The sequence below is a fragment of the Sedimentibacter sp. B4 genome (assembly GCF_000309315.1).
Classification (GTDB): Bacteria; Bacillota; Clostridia; order Tissierellales; family Sedimentibacteraceae; genus Sedimentibacter; species Sedimentibacter saalensis.
The window spans coordinates 1-217 of record NZ_CANG01000377.1 but is presented as its reverse complement, the minus strand read 5'-3'; the positions used below and the strand labels follow the sequence as shown (position 1 = coordinate 217).

The window sequence follows — 217 nt, the reverse complement described above, 5'->3', positions numbered from 1 at the left end:
ACCACCCTGATCCTCGTGCTCGCTGCGAACACTGCCTTCAACGGCTTCCCGATCCTCGCGTCCATCCTTGCCGAGGACCGTTTCCTGCCCAAGCAGCTGGGACGCCGCGGCGATCGCCTGGTGTTCAGCAACGGGATCCTGATCCTGGCCTCGATCGCGGCACTGCTGATCGTCGCCTTCAACGGCTCGGTGACCCGGCTGATCCAGCTGTACATCC

At 64.1% G+C, this 217-nt stretch carries 1 pseudogene; it reads left to right on the top strand.

From position 1 onward, the window contains the following. Nucleotides 1–217, top strand: a pseudogene (locus BN358_RS26425) (DNA-binding protein); the annotation flags it as partial.